6 protein-coding genes are annotated in these 4,004 nt (G+C 70.6%); 3 read left to right on the top strand and 3 right to left on the bottom strand.

Annotated elements, in window-relative coordinates:
- The 3 genes from CCN33_RS18050 to CCN33_RS18040 all read left to right on the top strand — a co-directional run.
- On the top strand, positions 1 to 1,263 hold a 1,263-nt coding region (locus tag CCN33_RS18050), incomplete at its 5' end, for a helix-turn-helix domain-containing protein (protein WP_140394582.1).
- 169 nt (positions 1,264 to 1,432) lie between these two features.
- On the top strand, positions 1,433 to 1,621 hold the full coding sequence (locus CCN33_RS18045; RefSeq protein WP_086694618.1) for a hypothetical protein: 189 nt from the start codon (positions 1,433 to 1,435) through the stop codon (positions 1,619 to 1,621).
- Between the two features lie 255 nt (positions 1,622 to 1,876).
- Entirely contained in the window at positions 1,877 to 2,215 is a 339-nt protein-coding gene (locus CCN33_RS18040) for an STAS domain-containing protein (protein WP_086694617.1), read from the top strand.
- Positions 2,216 to 2,511: 296 nt separating this feature from the next.
- Here the strand turns inward: CCN33_RS18040 and CCN33_RS18035 are convergent, their stop codons facing one another.
- From CCN33_RS18035 to CCN33_RS32085, 3 genes are all read right to left on the bottom strand, one after another.
- Positions 2,512 to 3,021, bottom strand: a complete 510-nt coding sequence (locus CCN33_RS18035) for a phosphoribosyltransferase (protein ID WP_086694616.1) — start codon at positions 3,019 to 3,021, stop codon at positions 2,512 to 2,514.
- Between the two features lie 10 nt (positions 3,022 to 3,031).
- On the bottom strand, positions 3,032 to 3,607 hold the full coding sequence (gene dcd, locus CCN33_RS18030) for a dCTP deaminase (protein ID WP_086694615.1): 576 nt from the start codon (positions 3,605 to 3,607) through the stop codon (positions 3,032 to 3,034).
- Between the two features lie 71 nt (positions 3,608 to 3,678).
- The gene (locus CCN33_RS32085; protein WP_165425636.1) at positions 3,679 to 3,837 is read right to left on the bottom strand and encodes a hypothetical protein; all 159 of its coding nucleotides are present in this window, start codon (positions 3,835 to 3,837) and stop codon (positions 3,679 to 3,681) included.
- Positions 3,838 to 4,004 lie beyond the last annotated feature (167 nt).

Below are 4,004 nucleotides of genomic sequence, written 5' to 3'. Positions count from 1 at the left end.
GCCCGGCAGACCGGTCTGGAGGCAGTGCGGGTACTCGAAGGGCTGCCACCGAGCCGGGAGTTGGCGTGGGCCTACCTGAACCTCTGCCAGTTGGCCTGTCACGAGCATGAAGGGGGCGCCGTGGCCGCCGCCTACGCAGGGAAGGCGGCCACTCTGGGCGAGCGTTTCGGCGATGCGGCCGTGGCCGACCAGGCGCACTTCCATGCCGCGGCGGCACGCCTGCTGAGTGAAGGGGCGGGGTGGGAGGACTGCGAGCGGGCGGTGTCCAGCGCGATGGCGCGGGATCTGCCCGTGGACGCGGGCTTCCTGGCGCTCAGCCTGTGCCGGCTCGGCGCGTCGCAGCACGATGCAGACCGGACCACCGCGGCCGCGAGCCGGGCGGAAGCCTACTTCCTCGATCACGACCTGCTGCCCCACCTGCTGTGCGCGAGGGCCTGGGACAGCTGGGGACTGCTGAACCGGGGCCTGTGGACCCAGGCCGCCGACACCGCGCAGCAGGTCGTCTCCCACCCCGGCTCACCACCGGTCGGCGAGGCCCTGGCCCTGACCGTCCTGGGCCTGGTGCGGGCCCGCCAGGGCAAGGACCAGGTGTGGCCGCTGCTGGACCGGGCGGCGGGCCTGGTCGACTCGGACTGCCTGCTGGACACGGGTCTCGGCTGGGAGGCCCGCGTCGAGGCGGCCTGGCTGGCCGGTGACCACGAGCTGGTCCAGACGGAGGCGCGCAACGGGCTGGCCGCGTTGGCGGAGCGTACGCACCCCTGGCTGTCCGGCCCGCTGGCCTGCTGGATCCGCCGCGCCGGCGGAACACCCCCGCAGGTACCGGCCGCCGAACCCTACGCGCTGGAGCTGACCGGCGACTGGGCGGGCGCCGCGGCCCGCTGGGACGGGCTCGGCTGCCCGCACGACGCGGCGCTGGCCCGCCTGTCCGGCGACGCGCCCGCGCTGCGCGAGGCCCTGGCGGCCTTCGAGGCCCTGGACGCCCGGCCGGCCGTCGCACGCACCCGCGCCGTCATGCGCGCCCGGGGGGTCCGCCCGATCCGGCGCGGCGCACGGGCGGCCACCCGGGCCAACCCGTACGGGCTGACCAACCGGGAGCTGGACGTCCTCAAGCTGCTGAACGAGGGCCTGTCGGACGCCGAGATCGCCGCCCGCCTCTACATCACGCCCAAGACCGCCGGGCACCACGTGGGCGCGGTGCTGGCCAAGCTCGGCGTCCACACCCGGCACGACGCCGCCCGCAAACTGCACCCTTCCGAGCCGTGACAGGGGTTTTGTGATGACCACCGGCAGAGCAGCGAGCCGGAATGCCGGTGCGGTGGCCGCGGCTTTCTGCGTCTGCTGCGTTTCACTCGGGGCGTGGGGTGCACCAGGTGCGGCGGCGAGCGAACCGGGCGCCCGGTGGGAGAACTCGCCGCCCGCGTTCACGGAGTCGGTGCCCCAGTGCTACGCGACGCGCGGTGCTCCGCAGGAGATCGTGTGCTACCGGCACTCGTGGAAGGCCGAGTACAGGCATGGCGACGTGGTCTACGTGCCCATCCTCATCCAGGTCCCCAGGCCCGCACATCCGGCGTCCGTGGTGCTCGTCGACCGCTTGGACGACATACGTCCGGGCGGCACCTGACGCTGCGCGGGCACGCGGGCCTGCGGGGCTCGCGGCGACGGCCCTGCATGCATTGGGGCCAAGGTGTGCGAGGGTGGTCGCACAACCAGCCTGGTCTGGTAGGAGACCCCGCACCGTCCTTGCGGGCCACTGCAGTGGCCGAGGCGCGGCGCGGGTGGTCTTGCTTGGCTTTGCGCGGCCCGATCTAGTCGCGCGCTTGATGCCCCCGCTGAGCGGGGGTGTGATGGGCTCGACCCCTGATAGGAGGGGCGAACCATGAACAACCTCACCGTGGTCACCCAGCAGTTCACCGACCGCACCGTGATCACTGTCGCCGGGGAGATGGACCTTCACACCTGTCCTGCCCTCATGGATGCCACCAGCGCCATCCCACCGGATGGCAAGGCGCTGCACCTGGAGATGTCAGGCGTGTCCTTCATGGACTCCAGCGGCCTCAATCTTCTGCTCCAGCTGCACCTCCGCCTTCTTGCCGAGGGCAGGCAGCTGGTCCTTGCCGGTCTGCAAGGCCAGCCCACCCAGGTGCTGCTTCTCACCGGTGCCTATGACGTGCTTGTTCCCAGATCTGCCGATGCGTCGAACGCCGGCGCGGCCTGAGAGCTGTTACAGGTTTCTCTACCTCATCAAGTCCCGGCTGCGCTCCGCTCCGCCGGGCGCGCTCTCCGTTCCTGCCTCCGGCCCGCTGCGCCGACGCGCCCTGGTGAGGGTTGGCCGCAGCATGAGGTCGAGCCAACTTCTGGCCGCCGTCGCCCGCGGATCACCGCCGGCACACGGGCGGCCAGCCGGACAGACCTCAGCGACCGACCCGCCCATAGTTCGCATCGACGGGCAGCAACTACCGCACAGACAACCAGCTCACGCGAAGGGCGACAGACCGCAGCGAAGTCATCAGGTCAGAGCGCTTCCTTGTTCTGCTTCGGCGCCTCTCCCCACATACGTACCGGAGGCAAGACACTCCACGGGAAGTTGATCCAGTCCTCGGTGCGCTTCCAGACGTACTCGCACTTCACGAGGGAGTGGGACTTCTCGTAGATGACGGCGGAACGCACCTCGGCGACGGTGTCGAGGCAGAAGTCGCGCACCAGCTTGAGCGTCTTGCCGGTGTCGGCGACGTCGTCGGTGATGAGCACCTTCTTGTCGGAGAAGTCGATGCGGTCGGGGACGGGCGCCAGCATCACCGGCATGTCGAGCGTGGTGCCGACGCCGGTGTAGAACTCCACGTTCACCAGGTGGATGTTCTTGCAGTCCAGGGCGTAGGCCAGGCCGCCGGCCACGAAGACGCCGCCGCGCGCGATGCTCAGCACGATGTCGGGCTCGAAGCCGTCGTCCGCGATGGTCTGCGCCAGCTCACGGACGGCCGTGCCGAAGCTCTCGTAGGTCAGGTTCTCCCGCGCGTCGCTCATGTCGCCGCCCTCATACCTGGGTCCGGTGGAAGTTCAGGAAGGACCGCGAGGCGGTCGGGCCGCGCTGGCCCTGGTAGCGGGAGCCGTAGCGGTCGCTGCCGTAGGGGTGCTCGGCGGGGGAGGACAGCCGGAACATGCAGAGCTGGCCGATCTTCATACCGGGCCAGAGCTTGATCGGCAGGGTGGCGAGGTTCGACAGCTCCAGGGTGACGTGGCCGCTGAAGCCGGGGTCGATGAAGCCGGCGGTGGAGTGGGTGACCAGGCCGAGCCGGCCCAGCGAGCTCTTGCCCTCCAGACGGGAGGCCAGGTCGTCCGGAAGCGTGATGACCTCGTACGTGCTCGCCAGCACGAACTCACCGGGGTGCAGGATGAACGGCTCGTCGCCCTCGGGCTCCACCAGCCGGGTGAGGTCCGGCTGCTCCACGGAGGGGTCGATGTGGGGGTACCGGTGGTTCTCGAACACCCGGAAGTAACGGTCCAGCCGTACGTCGATGCTCGAGGGCTGAACCATGGATTCTTCGAAGGGATCGATCCGGACCCGCCCGGCGTCGATCTCGGCCCGGAGGTCCTTGTCTGAGAGAAGCACGCCCCGAGGATACGCAAGGGGCGCGGACCGCCGACAATCGTGACGGTCCGCGCCCCTGGTGGTGCGTGTGCCTACCGCTTCTGCAGGGTGACCGGCACCGCGCTGCGCAGCCGCGCGCAGCGGGGACACCGGACGAGCCGGCCGGGGCCCAGCCGCTCGGCCTGCTGCATCGGGAACGAAGCGGCGCTGAAGACGTGCCCGTCCGCGCAACGGACGACGGTGCGTTCCATCAAGTCCCTCAAGTCCCTTCCCCAGGAGCCGCGTCGGGCTCACTCCCCCGACGCCGAACGCCACATTACGGGACCAACCGGAACCTGACCCAGGCGGCACTCCGGAGCCCCGAGGCCCCCACCGTACGCCCCGCTCCGCCCCGCCCGGACCCACCCATGAGGTACAG

This window comes from Streptomyces recifensis (genome assembly GCF_002154615.1).
Classification (GTDB): Bacteria; Actinomycetota; Actinomycetes; order Streptomycetales; family Streptomycetaceae; genus Streptomyces; species Streptomyces griseoluteus.
The sequence above is the reverse complement of the archived record's forward strand: the minus strand, read 5'-3'. Positions and strand labels throughout refer to the sequence as shown.